The sequence below is a fragment of the Arthrobacter sp. GW460-12-1-14-TSB2 genome, assembly GCF_059423525.1.
The window spans coordinates 95,986-116,695 of record NZ_JBWKYC010000007.1 but is presented as its reverse complement, the minus strand read 5'-3'; the positions used below and the strand labels follow the sequence as shown (position 1 = coordinate 116,695).

General features: G+C 66.8%; 19 protein-coding genes. 4 read left to right on the top strand and 15 right to left on the bottom strand.

Going from position 1 to position 20,710, the window contains the following annotated elements:
• Positions 1–3: 3 nt before the first annotated feature.
• The 4 genes from AC07YR_RS11125 to AC07YR_RS11110 form a co-directional block, all read right to left on the bottom strand.
• Complete coding sequence (locus AC07YR_RS11125) at positions 4–2,934, bottom strand: FtsK/SpoIIIE family DNA translocase (RefSeq protein ID WP_494733968.1); 2,931 nt, start codon at positions 2,932–2,934, stop codon at positions 4–6.
• Between the two features lie 200 nt (positions 2,935–3,134).
• Entirely contained in the window at positions 3,135–4,826 is a 1,692-nt protein-coding gene (locus AC07YR_RS11120) for a ribonuclease J (protein WP_055798363.1), read from the bottom strand.
• A gap of 43 nt (positions 4,827–4,869) precedes the next feature.
• Complete coding sequence (dapA, locus tag AC07YR_RS11115; RefSeq protein WP_055798365.1) at positions 4,870–5,778, bottom strand: 4-hydroxy-tetrahydrodipicolinate synthase; 909 nt, start codon at positions 5,776–5,778, stop codon at positions 4,870–4,872.
• A gap of 79 nt (positions 5,779–5,857) precedes the next feature.
• Positions 5,858–6,124 (bottom strand): hypothetical protein, encoded by a 267-nt coding sequence (locus AC07YR_RS11110; protein WP_494733967.1) that lies wholly within the window; start codon positions 6,122–6,124, stop codon positions 5,858–5,860.
• A gap of 228 nt (positions 6,125–6,352) precedes the next feature.
• Here AC07YR_RS11110 and AC07YR_RS11105 point away from each other — a divergent pair, with 228 nt between their 5' ends.
• The gene (locus tag AC07YR_RS11105) at positions 6,353–7,588 is read left to right on the top strand and encodes a heparan-alpha-glucosaminide N-acetyltransferase domain-containing protein (RefSeq protein ID WP_494733966.1); all 1,236 of its coding nucleotides are present in this window, start codon (positions 6,353–6,355) and stop codon (positions 7,586–7,588) included.
• On the opposite strand, the gene AC07YR_RS11100 is transcribed toward AC07YR_RS11105, so the two are convergent.
• The 7 genes from AC07YR_RS11100 to AC07YR_RS11070 are packed head-to-tail and all read right to left on the bottom strand — an operon-like array spanning position 7,585 to position 13,052.
• Positions 7,585–8,067 carry a hypothetical protein gene (locus AC07YR_RS11100; RefSeq protein ID WP_055798375.1) on the bottom strand — a complete coding sequence of 161 codons (483 nt, stop codon included), beginning with the start codon at positions 8,065–8,067 and terminating at the stop codon, positions 7,585–7,587. The two genes, AC07YR_RS11105 and AC07YR_RS11100, sit on opposite strands and share 4 nt — an antisense overlap.
• 5 nt (positions 8,068–8,072) lie before the next feature.
• Positions 8,073–8,831: a 4-hydroxy-tetrahydrodipicolinate reductase gene (dapB, locus tag AC07YR_RS11095; RefSeq protein ID WP_436057205.1), complete on the bottom strand. Its 759-nt coding sequence runs from the start codon at positions 8,829–8,831 to the stop codon at positions 8,073–8,075.
• Positions 8,832–8,885: 54 nt separating this feature from the next.
• Positions 8,886–9,341, bottom strand: a complete 456-nt coding sequence (locus tag AC07YR_RS11090) for a molybdenum cofactor biosynthesis protein MoaE (RefSeq protein ID WP_436057204.1) — start codon at positions 9,339–9,341, stop codon at positions 8,886–8,888.
• Complete coding sequence (locus AC07YR_RS11085; RefSeq protein ID WP_055798383.1) at positions 9,331–9,855, bottom strand: MogA/MoaB family molybdenum cofactor biosynthesis protein; 525 nt, start codon at positions 9,853–9,855, stop codon at positions 9,331–9,333. Before AC07YR_RS11085 ends, AC07YR_RS11090 begins: the two co-directional genes overlap by 11 nt.
• Positions 9,852–10,346, bottom strand: a complete 495-nt coding sequence (moaC, locus tag AC07YR_RS11080; protein ID WP_055798386.1) for a cyclic pyranopterin monophosphate synthase MoaC — start codon at positions 10,344–10,346, stop codon at positions 9,852–9,854. The genes AC07YR_RS11085 and moaC overlap by 4 nt, the downstream gene beginning before the upstream one ends.
• Complete coding sequence (locus AC07YR_RS11075) at positions 10,334–11,563, bottom strand: molybdopterin molybdotransferase MoeA (RefSeq protein ID WP_494733965.1); 1,230 nt, start codon at positions 11,561–11,563, stop codon at positions 10,334–10,336. The genes moaC and AC07YR_RS11075 overlap by 13 nt, the downstream gene beginning before the upstream one ends.
• A gap of 37 nt (positions 11,564–11,600) precedes the next feature.
• On the bottom strand, positions 11,601–13,052 hold the full coding sequence (locus AC07YR_RS11070; protein WP_494733990.1) for a molybdopterin-dependent oxidoreductase: 1,452 nt from the start codon (positions 13,050–13,052) through the stop codon (positions 11,601–11,603).
• A 288-nt stretch (positions 13,053–13,340) separates the two neighbouring features.
• On the opposite strand from AC07YR_RS11070, the gene moaA reads away from it, so the two are divergent.
• Complete coding sequence (gene moaA / locus AC07YR_RS11065; protein ID WP_436057202.1) at positions 13,341–14,462, top strand: GTP 3',8-cyclase MoaA; 1,122 nt, start codon at positions 13,341–13,343, stop codon at positions 14,460–14,462.
• A 4-nt stretch (positions 14,463–14,466) separates the two neighbouring features.
• Positions 14,467–14,733: a MoaD/ThiS family protein gene (locus tag AC07YR_RS11060; RefSeq protein WP_055798396.1), complete on the top strand. Its 267-nt coding sequence runs from the start codon at positions 14,467–14,469 to the stop codon at positions 14,731–14,733.
• Here the strand turns inward: AC07YR_RS11060 and AC07YR_RS11055 are convergent.
• Positions 14,730–15,848, bottom strand: a complete 1,119-nt coding sequence (locus AC07YR_RS11055) for a helix-turn-helix transcriptional regulator (RefSeq protein ID WP_494733964.1) — start codon at positions 15,846–15,848, stop codon at positions 14,730–14,732. The two genes, AC07YR_RS11060 and AC07YR_RS11055, sit on opposite strands and share 4 nt — an antisense overlap.
• Before the next feature lie 116 nt (positions 15,849–15,964).
• On the opposite strand from AC07YR_RS11055, the gene AC07YR_RS11050 reads away from it, so the two are divergent.
• Positions 15,965–16,246, top strand: a complete 282-nt coding sequence (locus AC07YR_RS11050; protein ID WP_436059288.1) for a hypothetical protein — start codon at positions 15,965–15,967, stop codon at positions 16,244–16,246.
• 73 nt (positions 16,247–16,319) lie between these two features.
• On the opposite strand, the gene AC07YR_RS11045 is transcribed toward AC07YR_RS11050, so the two are convergent.
• The 3 genes from AC07YR_RS11045 to AC07YR_RS11035 form a co-directional block, all read right to left on the bottom strand.
• On the bottom strand, positions 16,320–16,805 hold the full coding sequence (locus AC07YR_RS11045) for a DUF1579 family protein (RefSeq protein ID WP_055798406.1): 486 nt from the start codon (positions 16,803–16,805) through the stop codon (positions 16,320–16,322).
• A 70-nt stretch (positions 16,806–16,875) separates the two neighbouring features.
• Positions 16,876–18,219 carry a M16 family metallopeptidase gene (locus AC07YR_RS11040; RefSeq protein ID WP_494733963.1) on the bottom strand — a complete coding sequence of 448 codons (1,344 nt, stop codon included), beginning with the start codon at positions 18,217–18,219 and terminating at the stop codon, positions 16,876–16,878.
• A gap of 191 nt (positions 18,220–18,410) precedes the next feature.
• A complete protein-coding gene (locus AC07YR_RS11035; RefSeq protein ID WP_055798739.1) occupies positions 18,411–20,651 on the bottom strand; it encodes a polyribonucleotide nucleotidyltransferase in 2,241 nt (746 codons plus the stop codon).
• Between the last annotated feature and the right edge of the window lie 59 nt (positions 20,652–20,710).

Genomic DNA, 20,710 nt, shown 5'->3' with positions numbered 1-20,710 from the left:
AGGCTACCGTCCGGTGAGCGACCAGGCGTCCTCGGAGCCGTCTTCGTCGTCACCGGAGTTGCTGTCGGCGCCGTCGTAGTACTCAACTTTCTGGGTGCGGTTGTCCAGGTCAGCCGCCACGAGGTCCTCGGCGTAGCCTCCCTGGGCGATGTTGGCGTTGGCGTTGTCGCTCAGCGCGGCCGTCTGCGAATCGGCGGCGACCGGCCCGTCCTGGCCCTTCATGGCGGCGAGAACGGCGGCGAGGTCGTCCGGTTTAACCAGGACGTCGCGGGCCTTGGAGCCTTCCGAGGGGCCAACCACTCCCCTGGATTCGAGCAGGTCCATCAGGCGGCCGGCCTTGGCGAACCCGACGCGCAGCTTGCGCTGCAGCATGGAAGTGGAGCCGAACTGGGTGGTGACAACAAGTTCGGTGGCCTGCAGCAGCACCTCGAGGTCGTCTCCGATGTCGTCGTCGATCTGCTTTTTCTGCGCCTCGGGAGCGACGTCGTCGCGGTAGACAGCCTTGAGCTGGCCCTTGACGTGCTCCACGACCTTGTGGATTTCCGATTCCGTGACCCAGGCACCCTGCACACGCATGGCCTTGGAGGCGCCCATCGGCAGGAAGAGCGCGTCACCCTGGCCGATGAGTTTTTCCGCGCCGGGCTGGTCCAGCACCACGCGGGAGTCGGTGACGGAGGAGGTGGCGAACGCCATCCGGGACGGCACGTTGGCCTTAATCAGGCCGGTGACGACGTCCACGGAGGGCCGCTGGGTGGCCAGGACCAGGTGGATGCCTGCCGCACGGGCCAGCTGGGTGATGCGGACGATGGAATCTTCGACGTCGCGCGGGGCCACCATCATGAGGTCGGCAAGCTCGTCCACGATCACCAGCAGGTACGGGTAGGGACGGATGACGCGCTTGGAGTCGACCGGCGGGTGCACCTTCCCGGCACGGACGGCCTTGTTGAAGTCGTCGATGTGCTTGAAGCCGTAATTGGCGAGGTCGTCGTAGCGGGCATCCATCTCGCGGACAACCCACTGCAGCGCCTCCGCTGCCTTCTTCGGGTTGGTGATGATTGGCGTGATCAGGTGCGGCACGCCTTCGTACGCCGTGAGTTCCACGCGCTTGGGGTCCACCATGACCATTCGGACCTCGTCCGGGGTGGCACGCATCAGGATGGACGTGATCATGGAGTTCACGAACGACGACTTACCGGCACCGGTGGCACCGGCAACGAGCAGGTGGGGCATCTTGGCGAGGTTCGCCACGACGTAGCCGCCCTCGACGTCCTTGCCCACGCCCATCACCATGGGGTGGTCGGTCCGGCGGGCATTCTGGCTGCGCAGTACATCGCCAAGGGAGACCGTCTCGCGGTCCGTGTTGGGAATTTCGATGCCGATGGCGGACTTGCCTGGGATGGGGCTAAGGATGCGGACGTCGCTGGAGGCGACGGCGTAGGAGATGTTCTTGGACAGCGCGGTGACGCGCTCCACCTTGGTGCCCGGGGAAAGCTCAATTTCGTAACGCGTGACGGTTGGGCCTCGGCTGAAGCCCGTGACCTGTGCGTCCACATTGAACTGGTTGAGCGTTTCGGTCAGCGACGCCACGATGGCATCGTTGGCCTCGGTGCGCTCCTTGGGGATGGAGCCCGGAGTCAGCACGTCCGACGACGGCAGGGTGTAGGTGACGTCGCCGGCCAGCGAGAGCTGCTCCGTACGCTGCGGGATCGGCGTTGGCAGGGGCGCGGGGGCGACAGGGCGCGAGGGGACCTGCGCGGCGGCGGCAACGGCCGCGGCGCCGGCCGGTGCGGCGGGATTGAGGGACCCGGCGGCGACCATGCCCGGGGTGACGAGCGGGATGGCTTCGGTGGCATGCTCGCCGTATGCATCCTTGGTGCCCAGCCCCTGGGCAGCCTTGATCTTTTCGACGGCGATTTCAGCCTGCGTGGGCCGGCGCACGCCGGGTGCCGGGCGGGGACCCTTGCCGCCTGACTTGGCGCCGCTGGCGCTGTCGGCCGCTTCGTCGTCGTCAATGACGGCATGTTCGAAGGCCTCGTCGCCCACATACCCTTCGAGGCGCGGGTCAGTCTCGGGGTCCTTGCCGAACAGCCGGCTGCGCCGCTTCTTCTTCGGCGCTGCCTGGCCCGCGTTTTCGTAGAGGTAGCTGCGGTCGTGGTCCTCGCCGGGTTCCTGCAGGTCGATGCCCATCAAATGCTCATAGGCCCCCTTGATCCGGCGGGGAATCGCGCCGAACGGGGTGGCGGTCACAATCAGGAGGGACGTGAAGGCGAGCAGGCTGTAGACGGCCACCGGCACGGCCGTGTGCAAGGCTGCCAGCGGCGAGGCGGCCAGGAAACCGAGCATGCCGCCGGCCCGGCGCAGGCCGTCGAAGCCGTCCGTGACGGTGGGCTGGCCGCCAATGACGTGGGCCAGGCCGCAGCCGGCGAAGGTCATGATGAGGAAGCCGATGCCGATCCTGTTGTTGCCGCGCCCGTCCGAAGGCTGGCGGAACAACCGGAAGGCGCAGACGAAAAGCATGAGCGGCAGCAGCAGGGACATCCAGCCGAACGTGCCGTTGACGATCGCAAACACGGCGTCCGGAAACCATCCCTTGAAGCCCCACCAGGCGAAGGTCGCAACGAACACGCCCAGGGCAAGGTTAAAGAGGGCCGCTCCGTCCCGGCGGTCCTCGGGGGCGAGGTCGCTGACGTCGTGGCCGATCCTCCGGACGCCGCCGCCGACGACGTGCCCGATGCCGAGCCAGGCACCTGCGGCAACGCGCACGAGCCACGGCTGACGGGGTTCGACGGCTGCCATCTGGCGGGTGCGTGCCGTGCCCGACGATCCTCCGGTCCGGCTGGTTTTGGACGCAGCGGAGCCGGAGCCCCTGCCCGCTGAGCTGCCTGATTTGCCGCTTGAGTTGCCTCTAGGCGCGGAAGAGGTACGTGTCGCCATACTCGCCACGGTACCCGAAGCCGGGCCAAAAACCGCGGATTTCCGGGGCGTTCCGGGATGCATGTTGCGGAGCGGAGGGCGGCAGCAAGGCGTCTCCGGGCTGGACCGAACCGGCTTAAGCGACGAGGCCCTCCCCTGCAGGCGGCGGCCCGAAGGCTCACTTTCCTGCGGGGAGGGCCCCGTCGAACAGTCCCGGGCCCTTACGCCTCAAGCACCACCGGAATGATCATGGGCTTGCGGCGAAGCTTGCGGTTGACCCAGGTGCCGACAACGCGGCGGACAACCTGCTGGAGCTGGTGCGTGGTGTGGTCCGTGTGGTTGAGCACGGCCTCTTCCAGCGCAGCATTGATCTTGGGAATGATTTCGTCAAAGACGGAATCATCCTCAGCAACGCCGCGGGCGTGGATTTCCGGTCCCGAGACCACCTTGCCGGTGGCGCGGTGGATCACGGTAATGATGGAGATGAAGCCTTCATCGCCGAGGGTCTGACGGTCCTTCAGGTCAGCTTCGGTGACTTCGCCGACGCTGGAGCCGTCAACGTAGACGAAGCCCACTTCGACCTGGCCTACGACGTCGGCCTGGTGGTCCCGGAGGTCGATGACGGTGCCGTTGTCCGCCAGCAGGATGCTTTCGTCCGGCACGCCGGACTCGAGGGCGATCTTGCCGTTGGCAATCAGGTGCCGCGTCTCGCCGTGCACCGGCATGGCGTTCAGCGGTTCGAGGATGTTGTAGCAGTACAGCAGTTCCCCGGCAGCGGCGTGGCCGGAGACGTGGACCTTGGCGTTGCCCTTGTGGATGACATCGGCGCCCAGCTTGAGCAGGCCGTTGATGATCCGGAAGACGGCGTTCTCGTTGCCCGGGATCAGGCTTGAGGCGAGGATCACGGTGTCGCCTTGGCCGACGACGACGCGGTGGTCACCGTTGGCCATGCGGGACAGGGCCGCCATCGGCTCGCCCTGGGACCCGGTGGACATCAGCACCACGCGGTTGTCCGGCAGGTTGTCGATGTTCTTGATGTCGACCAGAATGCCCGGCGGCACGTCGAGGTAGCCAAGCTTCTCGGCGATGGCCATGTTGCGGACCATCGAGCGGCCGACGAAGGCAACCTTGCGGTTGTGGTTGGCTGCGGCGTCGAGGACCTGCTGGACCCGGTGCACGTGCGAGGAGAAGGAGGCGACGATCAGGCGCTTGGAAGCCTGGCCGAACAGGCGGTCCAGGGTGGGGCCGATTTCCTTCTCGGCGGTGGTGAAGCCCGGCACGTCGGCATTTGTGGAGTCCGACATGAAGAGGTCCACGCCTTCTTCGCCCAGCTTGGCGAAGTGGCGGAGGTCGGTGATGCGGCCATCCAGCGGCAGCTGGTCCATCTTGAAGTCGCCGGTGTGCAGCACGGTGCCGCCGGAGGTTCGGAGGAACACGGCAAGGGCGTCAGGGATCGAGTGGTTGACGGCCACGAATTCACATTCGAAGGGGCCGAACTTCTGCACCTGTCCCTCGGTGACGATCTGGGTGACCGGCTTGATCCGGTGTTCCTGCAGCTTCGCTTCGATGAGAGCCAGCGTCAGCTGGGAGCCAATCAGCGGAATGTCGGCGCGCAGGCGCAGCAGGTAGGGAACGGCGCCAATGTGGTCCTCGTGGCCGTGGGTCAGGACGACGGCCACGATGTCATTGAGGCGGTTCTCTATGTAGGAGAAATCGGGCAGGATCAGGTCGACGCCGGGCTGGGTTTCCTCCGGGAAGAGGACGCCGCAGTCGACGATCAGCAGCTTGCCGTCGATTTCGAAGACGGTCATGTTGCGGCCGATCTCCCCCAGGCCGCCGAGCGGAACGATCCGCAGGGTGTCCTTGGGCAGTTTCGGCGGCGTAACAAGGCCGGGAAGGGCGGTTTGGGTCATAGTGCTCTACTTTCCGGGCGAAAGCAGGAATCGTCTTTGCCGATCAGGAAAAGACCATTCCTGCTTCCGCCAAATCCTCGCGGATGATTGCGATCTCGGCTTCGTCCGGCTCCACGAGGGGCAAACGGACAACCGAGTTGGGCAGGACTCCCTGCCATTTAAGAATCTGTTTGGCCGCTACGGCCCCCTGCACGCGGGTCATCGTGGCCCGGATAACAGGTTCAAGTTCAAAGTTGATCTTGCGGGCGGTGCCGAGGTCGTTCGCGTTAACGGCGTCGATCAGCTCGCGGAACCGGCGGGTGGCAACGTGGGTGGTGACTCCCACGAGCCCGACGGCGCCCAGCGCCATCCACTGCAGGGTCAGTCCGTCGTCCCCGGAGTAGAAGAGGAGGTCAGTGTTCGCCATGACGCGGGTGGCTGCGGCGAAATCGGCCTTGGCATCTTTGACCGCAACAATGTTCGGGTGCTCGGCGAGGCGGATCATCGTCTCCGGAGCAATCTGGATTGAGGAACGGCCGGGGATGTCGTAGAGCATCACGGGAACGTCGGTGGCGGAGGCGATCGTCTCAAAGTGGGCGCGCACACCGGCCTGGCTGGGCTTGTTGTAATACGGGGTGACGATCAACAGACCGTCGACGCCGACCTCGGCCGCCTGCTTGGAAAGGTGAACGGAGTGTGCGGTGTCGTTGGTTCCGGTGCCGGCGATGATCGCGGCGCGGCCGCCGACAGCATCCTTGACCGCACGGAACATGCCCACGTTCTCCTCGTCGGTGAGGGTGGAAGTTTCGCCCGTGGTTCCCGTGACGACCAGTCCGTCGCAGCCGTCGTCGACAAGCTTCACAGCCAGTTCCGCCGCCTGCTGGTAGTCCACTTTGCCGTCCTCGGTGAACGGCGTGACCATAGCGGTCAGGAGGGTGCCAAATGCAGGGTTATTCGCGGAAGTCTCAGCCATAGGAAAAACGTTACCCTGTCCCCGCCTTGTTAGGACAATGGGGGCGGCGTGACGAGCGTCAAATTCGGCCCTCGGGGCATCACTCTTGAGGGCTGCGGGCGGGTCCCTGCCGGGGAGCGCCGCAGTAGCGGCCCACGGCGTCTTCCCGGAGCGACTCTGCCCATGCAGCCAGCCGCTGGGCGGCCCGGACGTAGTGGAAGAGCTCCGTAGGCGTGAGGGCATCAACGTCGCACTCGGAGAGCCTGCGGGCCAATTCGGCGCCGGGCGGCTGGGCCGACAGGGCGACACCCTCACTGCCCCACTGAACATCCTCGGCGGGTTCTCCGGCCACAAGCTGGCGAAACATATAATCCACCACACCCGGGCTCATCGCCTTGAGTGGGCCCGCAGCAGATTCGTGATGTGTCCGGCGTTGCGGTGCCTTCGGTTCTGGTGCCCGGTGTTCCGGCGCACTGCCTTCCGGTGCCCGATAGTCCGGCAACCGGCGTTCTGGTGCATTGTTCATGGAACGATGCTATTCGAACATATATTCGAATACAAGGGGGCTGCCAGCCGGATATGAGACGATCGGCTCATGACCTCCCGTGGCACTGCTTCACCCTCGCGGACCGCCAAAGGCACCACCCAGACAACGAGACTCACCGGAATCGACGCGGCCCGGGGGCTGGCTTTGCTCGGCATGATGGCCACGCACCTGCTTCCCACGTTCGAAGCCGATGCGCAGCTGACACCCACGTGGATCGGCCTGACTTTCTCGGGGCGGGCCGCTGCCTTGTTTGCCGTCCTGGCCGGGATTGGCCTCGCCCTGTCCACCGGAAAACAGCGTCCGCCGCAGGGCCAGGAGCTGAGCGGCGCACGCCGCGGCATAGCGTTGCGCGCCCTGGTGATCGCCGTCGTCGGACTCTTCCTGGGCGGGCTGGACGTGAACGTCGCCGTGATCCTGGTCCACTACGCCGTACTGTTCCTGTGCGTCCTCCCCTTCATCGGCCTCACCATCAAGCCGCTCTGCGCATTCGCTGCCGGCTGGGTGCTGGGTTCGCCCGTGCTGGCCTACCTGCTGCGGCCGTGGCTGCTGGCCCCTTCCCCGCCGCTCCAGCTGGGCCACAATCCCAACTGGGACGATCTCACCACTCCCGGTCGCCTGCTGGGGGACATCTTCCTGACCGGCTACTACCCCGTCCTGCAATGGCTGAGCTACCTGCTGATCGGGCTGGTGATCGGCCGGCTGGCACTGACCAGGATGGCCGTCCAGGTGATGCTGCTGGCCGGCGGCACCGTGGTGGCTGTACTGGCCAAATGGCTGGGCGTGCTGACGATGGATGCGTGGGGCGGCAAGGAGGCATTGCAGGCCCGGCTAGCGGATCCCCGCTACCCGCTGGACAGCCTCCTGCAGGTGAACCTTGCCGGGGTGGAGCAATCGGGCTCCTGGTGGTGGCTGGCAAGCAGCGCACCGCACTCGGGCACAACGCTGGACCTGCTCCACACGTCAGCCGTAGCCGCCGCCGTGGTGGGCGCCTGCCTGCTGCTGGGCAGGCTGGGCGAATGGCTCGCGCTGGACCTGCTGCTCCCCCTGCGCGGTGCAGGGGCCATGACCCTCAGCCTGTACACGGCGCATGTGTGCCTGGTGGCTGCCATGTACCTGCAGCCACTGCCGGCGGGATGGACCGCAGAAGGTGTATATGCCGCGCAGGCGCTGACCGCCGTCCTCATCGGAGGGTCGCTGGCGGCACTGAACTGGAGGGGCCCGCTGGAGTGGGTAGCCCACGCCGCCAGCGAGGTGGGCCGGTACCAGCGGGCGGGAATCCGCTAGGCGGGCTTGTTGCCCCCGCGGAACAGCTTCAGTGCATCACGCATGGACGCCCGGGCGCGTTTGCGGTCTCCGGCGGCGTCATACGCACAGCTCAGCCGGAACCAGGAGCGCCAGTCGTCCGGCGCTTCCTCGGCTTCGGTGCGGTACTTCTCAAACTCCGCGTCTGCCGATTCCCGCACGATCCTTCCGGCGGGCGTGCGCTGCAGGTTGTCGACCGGCAGCCCCCCTTCGGCCTCGAGGACCTTGGCCATCTGTTCTGTCCGGGCGCCGAACAGGAGCTCACGGACCAGCGCCCAGGCTCCGATGACCGGCAGGACCAAGTAGGCGGCGCCAATGGCTTTGGCCACGGGGTTGGGGTCGGTGAGGAGCAGCACGGACCGCTGGAAGGACACCACCAAATAGAAGACCAGCAGGAGCGTCACCGCGCCGACCCAGATCTTGGTGCGGTTCTTCTTCAGTCCGGTGAGGACGTTGCCCATTGCCGTCAGACCCCGAGGTCCAGGTAGCCGTCCAGGCCCACGGTCAGTCCGGGGTGGCCAGCGATGTTCCGCACGCCCAGCAGCACGCCAGGCATGAACGAAGCCCGGTCGAAGGAGTCATGGCGCAGGGTCAGCTGCTCCCCCGGTCCGCCGAGGAGGACTTCCTGGTGGGCCACCAGGCCGCGGAGGCGCACGCTGTGGACGCGGATGCCGTCCACCTCGCAGCCGCGGGCACCGGCCAGTTCGGTGGTGGTGGCGTCCGGGCTGGCGCCGATGCCGGCGGCAGCGCGTTCGGCTGCGATCAGCTGTGCTGTGCGGACCGCAGTGCCGGAAGGTGCATCGACCTTGTCCGGGTGGTGCAGCTCAATGACTTCCACCGATTCGAAGTATTTGGCAGCCTTGGCGGCAAAGGCCGACGCCAGCACGGAACCGAGCGCGAAGTTCGGGGCAATGAGGACGCCCACCCCGGCGTTCCGGCCCAGCAGTTCCTCAAGTTCGCCGAGCCTGCCGGCGTCCCAGCCGGTGGTGCCGACGACGGCGTGCATGCCGTGTTCGACGGCGAAGCGGACGTTCGCTTCGGTGCTTTCCGGAACCGTCAGGTCCACCACAACACGGGCGCCGGCGTCGACCAGCTGCTCCAGGGAATCACCGCGTCCGAGGGCCGCTACGAGCTTCATGTCGGGGGCCGCTTCCACGGCTTTCACGGCCTCGGCGCCCATGCGCCCGTTCGCGCCCAGGACGGCGACGGCAAGTTGTTCGGTCATGGACTTAACCCTACCGTCGGGCCCGCCGCCCGGATGAACCGGGACGGGAGGTTACTAGGCCCCGGCCCCGACCCATTCGACGGTCCCGTCGCTGAAGAACTGTTCCTTCCAGATGGGCACCTCCGCCTTGATCCGGTCAACGAGTTCCGAGCACACGTCGAACGCCTGGCCGCGGTGCGAGGCGGACACGGCGCACACCAGTGCGGGGTCGCCGATTTCCAGCGTGCCCACCCGGTGTGCGGCCCAGATCCGCACAGTTTCACCGCCGTCGCCCGCATGTTCGGCCACGAGCCGGGCGACGACGTCGGCCATCAATTGGTGGGCCGTGGGATGCGCACTGTAGCTGAGCCGCTCAACGGGCTTGCCGCCGTCGTGGTTCCTGACTACGCCGCTGAAGCTGACCACGGCGCCCGCCGTGTCCGATTCCACGGCGGCGATAGCCTGCGCCACGGAGATGGGCTCCGCGCTCAGCACGGCATTCACGATTTCGAATCCGGTTTCAGTGCTCATGGCTGCCTTCCAGTTGGTCGCAAAGGTGGGTGATGACCGGATCAAGCACGCCCAGGCCGTCCATGACGCCCTTGGGTGATCCGGGGAGATTGACAATGAACGTCCGACCGGCCGCGCCCGCGTGTCCGCGGCTCAGCATCGCCATGGGCGTCTTGGCCAGGCCGGCCTGCCGGATACCCTCCATGATCCCCGGAATCTCGCGGTCCAGCAGGGGGACAGTCATCTCCGGGGTGAGGTCATCGGGACTGAGTCCGGTTCCGCCGCTGGTGATGATCACGGCAGGATGCTGCGTCAGGAGGGCCCGGAGCGCGGCGCCCACGGGCTCGCCGTCGGGCACCACCATGGCCGGGAACGTTTCGAAGCCGTGCTCCGTCAGCCAATCGGTGATCACCGGACCGGTTTCGTCCCGGTAGATGCCCGCAGCGGCCCGGTTGGAGGCAATCACGACGCCGGCCTTCCGGCCGGTAGCCTCTCCGTGGCGGTGCGGTTCGGGCTGCTGTCCAAAGCTGCTCATGCTGTCCAGTCCCCGCTCTTGCCGCCACTTTTGGCGAGCACCCTGATATCGGTCAAGACGGCGTGCTTGTCCACTGCCTTGATCATGTCGTACACGCTCAGTGCCGCCACCGATGCTGCGGTGAGGGCTTCCATTTCGACACCGGTGACGCCACGGGTCTTGACGGTGGCCAGCACCAGAACGGCATCGCGGCCCAGTTCGAAGTCAATGGTGACCTTGGAGATGGGCAGCGGGTGGCACAGCGGGATGAGCTCGGGGGTCTTCTTCGCGGCCATGATTCCGGCCACGCGGGCCACCGCCAAAGCGTCGCCCTTCGGCAGGTCGCCCGCACCCAGGAGGGCGAGCACCTCCGCGGTGGTGCGGACCGTGGCGGTGGCTGTGGCCTCCCGCGTGGTCTCGGCTTTGCCGGAAACATCAACCATCTGCGCTGTTCCGTCCCGGCGCAGATGCGTCAGCCCGGCAGCATTGTCTTCAGTATTCACAGCGTCCATACTTCCACTTCTGCGCCCTCGGCGAGCGCAGAAGTCCCCACCGGGACATGGATCAGGGCGTTGGAGCTGGCGAGGGCATGGACCAGGTGCGAGCCTGCGCCGCCTTCCAGCCGGACCGTGCCGTCCGGAAGGAGGGTCCCGCGCCGGACCTGGTGCTTGCCCGCGGGTGATTCCACCGGCTCCGCCAGACGGGCCCGAATGGCAGGCCGCGGTGCCGGTGCCCCGAACAATGAGCTGAGGACCGGGCGGAGGAACATCTCGAAGGAGACCAGGCAGCTGACCGGGTTACCCGGGAAACCGATGAACGGAACGCCGTCGAACCGGCCGATTCCCTGCGGGCCGCCGGGCTGCATCGCCACATGCAGGAATTGCACGTCCTGTTCCGCGGTGGCCTGCCGGACCACTTCGTAGGCGCCCTTGCTGACGCCGCCCGTGGTGACGATCAGGTCCACCTGCGGGGCTTGCTCCCGCAGCATGGCGGTGAGTTCCTCCGGACTGTCCGTTGAGATCGCCGCCCGCAGGACATCCAGCCCGGCCTGGCCCATGGCCGCTTCCAGGAGCGTGCCGTTGGCGTCGTAGATCTTGCCGGGTGCCAGGGGGCTGCCGGGTTCCACCACTTCGTCGCCCGTGGTGGCGAGGAGCACTTTCAGCTTCCGGTGCACGCTTACCCGGGTGATGCCCAGTGCGGCCAGAAGCCCCAGCTGGCCCGGGCCGAGGAAGGTTCCGCCGGCGAGCGCCAGCTCCCCTGAGCGGATGTCGCTGCCTGCGTTCCGGACGTAGGTGCCAGGCTCTGTTGCCGGCAGCCGGACTGCGGCTGCCGTTCCGGGGTCCGGGAAGGAATCGGGAACAGCCATTTCAATGGGCACGACGGCGTCGGCCCCGAGGGGAATCATGGCGCCGGTCATGATGGGGGCGGCCGTGCCCGGCTCAAGCGCGGCCGCGGTGGCACCGGCCGGGATGGGCGCCACAACCGTAAGGGTCACCCCGCCGTCGGCAACGTCCCTGCTGCGGACGGCAAAGCCGTCCATCTGGGAGTTGGCGAACGGCGGCAGGTCCACTGGAGCGGGGATATCCGCAGCCAGCCCGCGCCCCAGCGCCGCCAGGAGCGGCAGCTCTTCGGTTCGGCCGGGTCCGGGGAGGTCGGCCAGCAAATCCCGCACGGCGTCGCGGTGGGCCTCCACAGTGCGGGCCTGATGCCTGTCGTCGGTGCTGTGCATGCGTTCCTTACCTTGGTGCGGGCATCCTGGGCGCCCGCTACGGCGTCACGTCAACTCTAATGGTGTGGAATCCGGTAGCGCCGTCGGGAGCCACCCGGGCACGGTTTTCGATCTGCGGAGCACCCTTCAGGTCCGTGGCCCGGACCTGGACCTCGTACTGCCCGGGCGTCAGGGGCACCGACAACTGCCACTGGTACCACGTGTCCCGGGATATGCCCGGCGCAAGCTCCGCCGTCTGCCAGGGGCCGCGGTTGACGCGAAGTTCCACCTTGCCGATCCCGGTGTGCTGGGCCCATGCAACGCCGCCGAAGGCCACCGTTCCGGCACGAACCGGGCGGCCGGAGCGCGGAACGTCGATGCGCGAGGACGTCTTGATGGGACCGCGTTCGCTCCAGCCGCGGGGCGTCCAATAGCCGATGTCGTCGGCGAACCGGGTCACCTTGAGTTCAGTGAGCCACTTGGTGGCGGAAACATAGCCGTACAGGCCCGGCACGACAAGCCGCACCGGGAAGCCGTGCTCGAGCGGCAGCGGCTCACCGTTCATTCCGACGGCGATCAGGGCATCGCGGCCATCGGTGAGGACCTCCAGCGGTGTGCCGGCCGTCCACCCGTCCTTACTGCGGGACAGCACCATGTCCGCCCCGGTCTGCGGCCCTGCCATGGCCAGCAGTTCGCGGACCGGCCAGCCCAGCCACAGCGCATTGCCGATCAGGTCCCCGCCCACTTCGTTGGACACGCAGGCGATGGTCACATGGCGTTCGGTCATGGGCTTGGACAGCAACGCGGCGAAGTCCAGCTCAACCTCCCGCTCCACCATGCCCGTGACCTTGAGGACCCAGGAGTCCGGATCCACCGCCGGAACCGTGAGGGCGGTGTCGATCCGGTAGAAGTCCCGGTTGGGAGTCACGAGCGGACTGATGCCGTCAAGGTTCAGCGCGGCGCCCGCCGGAACCGGCGGAGCGGGAGACGCGGCTGCCGGCAGGGCAAGCTTGCTGCGGACTTCGCTGACTCCGGCAGCGGCACCGCGGAGTGCTGCGGCAAGCCCTCCGCCCACCGTCGCTACGACGGCCCCTCCGCCAAGTGCTTGCATAAACCGGCGCCGGCCAGCTTCCGAGGGTGGAGCCGCGCCGGCGGCGGCCGCTGGCACGGCGGCTGGAGCCTCTTTCCATTCGCGCAGGCGCGACATCAGCCAGCGCAACACCACGGTTGCGGCTCCGGCGGCAAGCAGGGGCAGCGCGATGGCGTTGCCGGTTGCCTGGGCCCGGCCCAGTACAGCCACGAGGCCCACCACTCCAAAGGTGGCGATGACCGCAAACCCGGCGAAGCGGCGGCGCCATTCCAGGAGTCCAGCCAGTGCGGCCAGCGCGCCGATGGCAAGCCCCATGCCGACGAGCAGCGCCAACTTGTCCGCGGTGCCGAACGCTGAGACGGCCCAGTCTTTGACGGCTGGCGGAACGGCGTCGATCACGGCGCCGCCAACGGCCGTCATGGGCGACAGCGCCGGGCTGACGAGGGCCGCGACGAGTTCGCCGACGACCACTCCCGCGGCCACTGCCACTACACCCGCGGCAGCCGCCCACCTGGCCGCGACTGTTGCCGGCAAGCCCGCCGGGACCTGGCCCGTGGCCGACTGGGACTTGTTCACTACTCCAGCATAGGTTCGGGGCCCGGATGCGGGGCGCCTTTGCCGGCTTCTGTGGCGATCCGATGGAACTCCGTGGGATCCACGGGTGTCACAGGCGTGATGGTTGGCCCCAAGGTGGCGTAGCCTGAATTTATGAGTGTTCAGCTTGGTATGCCGCAACCCCGGGAGGGGGCAGGTTCCGATCCGGTAGTGCCGTCGCGGCCGGCGGGCACGCCTGCGGGCCTAATGGACCGCTACGGACGCCGCGCCACGGACATGAGGCTGTCCCTGACGGACAAATGCAACCTGCGCTGCACCTACTGCATGCCGGCCGAAGGCCTGGAATGGCTGGCCAAGCAGGCTGTGATGTCCGCCGAGGAAATCGTGCGGATCGTGCGGATCGGCGTCGACCTGCTGGGCGTGCGCGAACTGCGCCTCACCGGCGGCGAACCCCTGGTCCGGGCGGACCTGCTCGACATCATTTCCGCCCTGCGCCAGGCCCACCCGCAGCTCCCGATCTCGATGACCACGAACGCCGTCGGCCTCGACAAGAAGGCAGCAGGGCTGAAGGCCGCCGGGCTTTCCCGGATCAACGTCTCCTTGGACTCCCTGCACGAGGAAACGTTCACCAAACTGACCCGCAGGCCTTTCCTGGATAAGGTCCTCGCCGGCGTGGATGCCGCGTGGGCGGCCGGACTCGGTCCCGTGAAACTCAACGCCGTCCTGATGCGGGGAATCAACGACGCCGAATCCCCGTCCCTGCTGGCCTGGGCCCTGGACCGCGGGTACGAACTCCGCTTCATTGAACAAATGCCGCTCGACGCCGACCACGGGTGGACCCGCCGGGACATGGTCACCGCGGCCGAAATCCGCGAACTCCTGTCCGTCGACTACGTGCTCAGCGCCGATCCGCGCGACCGCGACGGCGCCCCCGCCGAACGCTTCGAGGTACGACGCCGGACGCCGGGATCCGCCGACGCCACCGGCCCCGTACTGGGCACGGTCGGAATCATCGCCTCCGTGACCGAGCCGTTCTGCTCGGACTGCAAGCGCACCCGGATCACGGCCGAGGGCAAGATCATGAGCTGCCTGTTCTCACGCGAAGAATTCGATCTGCTGGGACTGCTGCGCGAAGGCGCCACTGACCAGCAGCTCGCCGAACGCTGGCAGGACGCCATGTGGATCAAGCCAAAGGCGCACGGCATGGACCACGTCGGACTGGATGCCCCGGACTTTGTCCAGCCGGACCGCAGCATGAGCGCCATCGGAGGCTGAAGCATTGAACGTACGTTACTTCGCTGCCGCGCGCGCCGCGGCAGGGGTGGAAGAGGAACGCTTTGAGCTTCCGGCAGGCTCCACCATGGAATCGCTGTTAAGCGCCGTGCTCGACGTCGACCGGCCGGCTCCGCCCGCCGGCACGCCTCCCCTCGGCAGGCTTCTCTCGCGAAGCAGTTTCCTGCTCAACGAAGTGGCTGTCCGCGACAGGTCCGTGGTCCTGGGACCGGACGACGTGGTGGACGTGCTGCCGCCGTTTGCCGGCGGCTAGGGTTTCAGCGGGTCATCACGACGGCCGCGTTCGGTGCCGAGGGCCAAGGCCAGCAAGGAGTTCCTGCTCTTTACCCCGCATGCCGCAAAAATCAGTTTGAACTGGTCCTGCACCGTGTACGGGCTGATGCCCAGGGCTGCCGCCAACGCCGCGGTGTCCAGTCCGCCCGCGGCGAGCTCAAGCACGCTGTGCTGCCGCGGCGTCAGGCCGAAGCACCGGGCGAATACGTCGAGCCTTTCCCCTGCCGGGCACTCCTGGATGGTCACCGCCAGCCTCACCGCCGGGTCCTCCCCGGCGTCCATGCGGAATGACCTGAGGACGGCCCATCGGCCCAGGCCGATCGGGACCCTGGCGGATGCCGGGTGGGAATCCACTCCGGCCTCGATGGCCAGGAGTTGTGCGGCCACGTTGTAGACCTCGGCCGGTATGGCCTCATAAGGGCTGGGCCCAGGCTGCAGCAGGCCAAGCCAGTCGCCGGCCGAGGGACTACGGCTTGTTATGTTCAGCTCGGTGTCCAGCGTCAGCACCGCTTGTTGGGGCAGCCCGGACGTCGGCAGCAGGTCACGGCGTGGCTGCGCATCCCGCCTCATCTGCGCCGCCCTGCTTCGCCGCAGGCCCGCCGCAATGACAGGCGCGGCTGCTGCCAGGTGCGTCCTATCGCGTTCGGTGAATGGTCCGTCGTCCGTCGTCCGCCACAGATCGAGCCAGCCCCAGCAGCCGTGGCCGTCGGCGAACACTGCGGACAGGACGTCCGCTACGCCATACCGACGGAGGACACCGTTCCACAGCGGACTTCGGGCCGGGTCTCCCCCGGTGGCCGTTCGCAGGGTCACCGCAATCCGGCCGCTGGCAAGCATCGACGTCCAGCGGCCTGGCGCCGTCACGTACTTCAGCCTGATCAGTGCGGGCAGTTCCTGCGGGCAGGGAATGCGGGCCATCGGTGAAATGCCAGTGCAGGATGCGGGGTCGGTCAGGGGCCACGCAAACCACCTGAACGGAACGACGCGGCCCAGCTCGACCAAAAGCGCTGCCCGCAATTCGTGGTCCTCCAAGGACTCACGGCAGATTTCTCCGATCCTGTCCAGGCTTCGGCTCACCGCCCAATTCGTGGTCATGGAAACAGTATGGCCCGGGGACCCGCCCAGATTTCTGGGATACCGCGCTCCGACCGGCCGGGCATAGCGTGAAGTATACGCAACAACGGAACAGCCAGCCGGAAGGAGAGTCTGTGATGTTCACCCTGCAGATAGAGCACGGGATCAAGGATTTTGACCTGTGGAAGACGGCCTTCGACCGGGATCCGGTGAACCGCGCGGCTTCGGGCGTAACCGCGCATCGGATCAGCCGGCCGGTGGACGATCCGCACTACGTGGTGGTTGAGCTTGATCTGGGGAGCCGGGAGCAGGCCGAGGCCTTGCTGGCCAGCCTTCAGCAAAAGGTGTGGAACTCCCCCGTGGCGGCCCCTGCCCTCCAGGGCGCTCCGAAGGCCCGGATCCTGGAGTCCGCCCCCTGACGCGCCGCGACGGGCCGGTTGCTGACGGCTGCGTCGCGGAGGTGCCCTGGGGGCAGCACGTGACAGCCGAATCTCAGGGACGGGCGGCGGAGTCCTCGGCCACGCGGCGGCAGACGGAGGTCATGAAGGGCGTGAAGGCCGCGGAGTCCGCAAGACGGACTTCGGAAGTGTGCGTCAGCACGCCGTCGTCCACCCGGAAGGTGTGCCGGGACGTGTCCCGGCCGTTGCGGCGCTCCACGGTGAGTACTCCGTTGTGCAGGGTGCACCGCGTCGGGGCTTCCCGCGGCAGTCCCACACTGTCCACGTGATACCAGACCGTGTCCGGGTGGTCAGCGTCCATGGTGAACATGCCATGCCGCTCGAAACGGATCCCGTCATTTTCCGAATGGCGGTAGCTTTGCAGCACCGCGTACCCGCCGGCAGCCGTGGCGAAGGTCAGTTCAGCAGCTGCTGTCCTCGCAGGCCGGCGCGGCGTCGCCTCGATGCGTGTGGTCCCTGTCCAATGCCCGAGGAAAGCGTGCAGCTCTTGCCGCGCAGTCCCCGGGTGTAGACGGTCCATAGCTCCTCCAGTGTGCCCCGGCTTCATCATCACGCCCCGGGGTGGAGTTGTCCAGCTTCAGGGGTACGACCTAGAGGCCGAAGGTTTCGCCTTCCTCGAACGGACCCACTACCGTTACTGTCCGAGGCGCTGCAGCCAGTTCCCGCGCCAGCTCGCGCACCTGTTCCAAGGTGACGCCCTTGATCTGCCGGAGCGTTTCCTCGATGTCCTGGTATTCACCGGACACCAGCTCGGCCCGGCCCAGCCTGGACATCCGTGATCCGGTGTCCTCGAGCGCCAGGACGATCCCGCCGCAGAGCTGGCCCACAGCCTTCTTGAGTTCGTCGTCAGAAATGCCGTGCTCTGCCAGCTTGTCCAGCTCGGCACCCAGCAGCTCAATGACCTGGCGGACCTTCGACGGGGTGCATCCCGCATACATGCCGAAGTAACCGGCGTCGGCGTATGACGATGCAAAGGAGTAGGTGGAATACACCAGGCCGCGCTTTTCGCGAACCTCCTGGAAGAGCCGGGAGGACATGCCGCCGCCCAGCACGGCATTAAGCACGCTCATGACATAGCGGCGGCCGTCCGTGGCAACGATCGTGGGGCAACCCATAATGATGTTCGCTTGTTCAACGGGCCGCTTCACCACATGGAGTCCGGCAGTGCCGGTAATTTCGGCCCGCTCTGTGGAGCGCCTTTCCACGGGAGCGGCACCGGGCTCCAGCGCCCAGCCCGCCTGCTGGAGCGCGTCCACCACAAGTCCGCAGACGACGTCGTGGTCCAGTCCGCCGGCGGCGGTGATGACCAGCTCGTCCGGACGGTAGTAGCGGCGGTAGTGGTCCCAGACGGAATCGCGGGCAACGGCCCGAATGGCCTCGGGGGTCCCGCCAATCGGGCGGCCGAGCGGGTGGGTTCCCAACACCGCTGCGACGAAATGTTCGTGGGCAACGTCTGTGGGGTCGTCGCTGTCCATTGCGATTTCCTCCAGGATGACGTCCCGCTCCTGCTCCATCTCCTGCGGATCCAGGACAGCGCCGGTGATCATGTCCGCGATGACGTCGATGGCCATCGGGAGGTCGGTGTCCAGGACCCGGGCGAAGTAGCACGTGCTTTCCTTCGCTGTGGCGGCATTGGACTCCCCGCCGACCTCGTCGAAGGCTGAAGCGATTTCCAGGGCGGTGCGCCGCCGGGTGCCCTTGAACAGCAAGTGCTCCAGGAAATGCGTGGATCCGTGCTGGCCGTGTGCTTCGTCCCGCGAACCCACGCCCACCCAGAAACCGATGGTCGCAGAACGCTGGCCAGGCATTGCCTCCGTCAGTACACGCACACCGCCGGGGAGCACGGACCGCCGGACAACGGACCCGCCGTCGGCTCCGTGGATCAAGGTGTCTCCGGGATGGTTCTGCACTAGCGGCAGGGGTACGACAGTCATCAAGGCCTTTCAGGAAAACGGTGCCAAATCTGCCTGCCATCGTACCAGCGGAGCACTCCCCCGGAACCTCTGGGAGGGGCGCTGTGCGGACGGCCACGGTTTAGCGACGGCGGGGCGGCTTAGCGACGGCGGGGCCGGTGGATGATCCACCGGCCCCGCCGTCGTGCTTGGACTACGAAGTGCGCTGCAGACTACTCTGCGGCCGCCTCGACGGTCTCAGCGCTTTCAGCGCCTTCTTCCTCGGCGATAACCGGGGACAGGGACAGCTTTCCGCGGTCGTCGATCTTGGTGATTTCAACCTGGATCTTCTGGCCCACGGAGACGACGTCCTCGACGTTGTCCACGCGCTTGCCGCCGGCGATCTTGCGCAGCTCGGAGATGTGCAGCAGGCCGTCCTTGCCCGGGGTGAGGGAAATGAAGGCACCGAAGGTGGTGGTCTTGACGACCGTACCCAGGTAGCGCTCTCCGATTTCCGGAACCTGCGGGTTGGCGATGGCGTTGATCGCGGAGCGTGCGGCGTCGGCGGACGGGCCGTTGGTGGCGCCGATGTAAACGGTGCCGTCGTCCTCGATGGAGATGTCCGCGCCGGTGTCTTCCTGGATCTGGTTGATCATCTTGCCCTTGGGCCCAATGACCTCGCCGATCTTGTCCACGGGGATCTTGACCGCGATGACGCGCGGAGCGAACTCGGAGAGCTCGTCCGGGGTGTCGATCGCGGAGTTGATGACCTCGAGGATGTGCAGGCGGGCTTCGCGTGCCTGCTTCAGGGCGGCAGCGAGGACGGAGGCCGGGATGCCGTCGAGCTTCGTGTCCAGCTGGATGGCCGTGACGAATTCGGACGTACCGGCAACCTTGAAGTCCATGTCGCCGAAAGCATCTTCGGCGCCGAGGATGTCCGTGAGGGCCGCGTAGCGGGTCTGGCCGTCAACCTGGTCGGAAACCAGGCCCATGGCGATGCCGGCAACGGCAGCCTTCAGCGGCACACCGGCGTTGAGCATCGACAGCGTGGATGCGCAGACGGAACCCATCGACGTCGAACCGTTGGAGCTGAGGGCCTCAGAAACCTGGCGGATGGCGTAGGGGAATTCCTCGCGGGACGGCAGCACGGGCACGAGCGCGCGCTCGGCCAGGGCGCCGTGACCGATTTCGCGGCGCTTGGGCGAGCCCACGCGGCCGGTCTCACCGGTGGAGTACGGCGGGAAGTTGTAGTTGTGCATGTAGCGCTTGCGCGTTACCGGCGACAGCGAGTCGATCTGCTGTTCCATCTTCAGCATGTTCAGCGTGGTGACACCCATGATCTGGGTCTCGCCGCGCTCGAAGATAGCCGAACCGTGGACGCGGGGCAGAACCTCGACCTCTGCGGTGAGCTGGCGGATGTCCGTCAGGCCGCGGCCGTCGATGCGGATCTGGTCCTTCAGGATGCGCTGGCGCACAACGTGCTTGGTCACCGAGCGGAACGCTGCGGACAGCTCCTTCTCGCGTCCCTCGAACTGGCCGGCGAGCGAAGAAGTGACTTCGTCCTTGAGCTCGTCCGAAGCGGTGTCGCGCTCCTGCTTGTCAGCGATCTGGAAGACAGCAGCAAGCTTCTCGGCAGCGGCAGCCTCAACAGCGGCGTAGACGTCGTCCTCGTAGTCGAGGAAGACCGGGAATTCGACGGTCGGCTTGGCAGCGCGGGCAGCCAGGTCGGCCTGGGCGTCGCAAAGTGCCTTGATGAACGGCTTGGCAGCCTCGAGGCCCTCGGAAACAACCTCTTCGGTGGGAGCGGTGGCGCCCTGTTCCTTGATGAGGTTCCAGGAGTTGTCCGTGGCTTCGGCTTCGACCATCATGATGGCGACGTCGTCACCTGCAACGCGGCCGGCAACGACCATGTTGAACACGGAGTTCTCGAGCTGCGAGTGCTTCGGGAATGCAACCCACTGCGAACCCTGCTCGTCAGCCACGAGGGCAACGCGCACGCCGCCGATGGGGCCGGAGAACGGCAGGCCGGAGAGCTGGGTGGACATGGACGAGGCGTTGATGGCCACGACGTCGTAGAGCTCGTCCGGGTTGATCGCCAGGACGGTGACGACGATCTGGACCTCGTTGCGCAAGCCCTTGATGAAGGCAGGACGCAGCGGACGGTCCATGAGGCGGCAAGCCAGGATGGCTTCGGTGGACGGGCGGCCTTCGCGGCGGAAGAACGAACCCGGGATGCGGCCGGCGGCGTACATACGCTCTTCGACGTCAACGGTCAGCGGGAAGAAGTCGAAGCCTTCACGCGGGTGCTTGCCGGCGGTGGTTGCGGACAGCAGAGCGGTGTCCTCGTCGATGTACACCATGGCTGCGCCGGCTGCCTGCTTGGCAAGACGGCCGGTTTCGAAGCGGATTACACGCTTGCCAAAGCGGCCATTGTCAATGACGGCTTCTGAGAACTGGATTTCGGGACCCTCCAAGAGAGTCACCTCCGTTTCTTGGTTAACGGAAGTCCAGCCGCATCAACCCAGCCCAGCAT

Excerpts from the sequence above, each read along its gene's own strand:
- moaA (WP_436057202.1), top strand. The coding sequence starts at position 13,341 with ATGAGTGTTCAGCTTGGTATGCCGCAACCCCGGGAGGGGGCAGGTTCC.
- moaC (WP_055798386.1), bottom strand. The coding sequence starts at position 10,346 with ATGGACGCTGTGAATACTGAAGACAATGCTGCCGGGCTGACGCATCTG.
- AC07YR_RS11055 (WP_494733964.1), bottom strand. The coding sequence starts at position 15,848 with ATGACCACGAATTGGGCGGTGAGCCGAAGCCTGGACAGGATCGGAGAA.
- AC07YR_RS11100 (WP_055798375.1), bottom strand. The coding sequence starts at position 8,067 with ATGGGCAACGTCCTCACCGGACTGAAGAAGAACCGCACCAAGATCTGG.
- AC07YR_RS11105 (WP_494733966.1), top strand. The coding sequence starts at position 6,353 with ATGACCTCCCGTGGCACTGCTTCACCCTCGCGGACCGCCAAAGGCACC.
- dapA (WP_055798365.1), bottom strand. The coding sequence starts at position 5,778 with ATGGCTGAGACTTCCGCGAATAACCCTGCATTTGGCACCCTCCTGACC.
- AC07YR_RS11045 (WP_055798406.1), bottom strand. The coding sequence starts at position 16,805 with ATGGACCGTCTACACCCGGGGACTGCGCGGCAAGAGCTGCACGCTTTC.
- AC07YR_RS11110 (WP_494733967.1), bottom strand. The coding sequence starts at position 6,124 with ATGTTTCGCCAGCTTGTGGCCGGAGAACCCGCCGAGGATGTTCAGTGG.
- AC07YR_RS11090 (WP_436057204.1), bottom strand. The coding sequence starts at position 9,341 with ATGAGCACTGAAACCGGATTCGAAATCGTGAATGCCGTGCTGAGCGCG.
- AC07YR_RS11125 (WP_494733968.1), bottom strand. The coding sequence starts at position 2,934 with ATGGCGACACGTACCTCTTCCGCGCCTAGAGGCAACTCAAGCGGCAAA.
- AC07YR_RS11070 (WP_494733990.1), bottom strand. The coding sequence starts at position 13,052 with ATGACGGCCGTTGGCGGCGCCGTGATCGACGCCGTTCCGCCAGCCGTC.
- AC07YR_RS11120 (WP_055798363.1), bottom strand. The coding sequence starts at position 4,826 with ATGACCCAAACCGCCCTTCCCGGCCTTGTTACGCCGCCGAAACTGCCC.
- AC07YR_RS11040 (WP_494733963.1), bottom strand. The coding sequence starts at position 18,219 with ATGACTGTCGTACCCCTGCCGCTAGTGCAGAACCATCCCGGAGACACC.
- dapB (WP_436057205.1), bottom strand. The coding sequence starts at position 8,831 with ATGACCGAACAACTTGCCGTCGCCGTCCTGGGCGCGAACGGGCGCATG.
- AC07YR_RS11075 (WP_494733965.1), bottom strand. The coding sequence starts at position 11,563 with ATGCACAGCACCGACGACAGGCATCAGGCCCGCACTGTGGAGGCCCAC.
- AC07YR_RS11050 (WP_436059288.1), top strand. The coding sequence starts at position 15,965 with ATGTTCACCCTGCAGATAGAGCACGGGATCAAGGATTTTGACCTGTGG.
- AC07YR_RS11085 (WP_055798383.1), bottom strand. The coding sequence starts at position 9,855 with ATGAGCAGCTTTGGACAGCAGCCCGAACCGCACCGCCACGGAGAGGCT.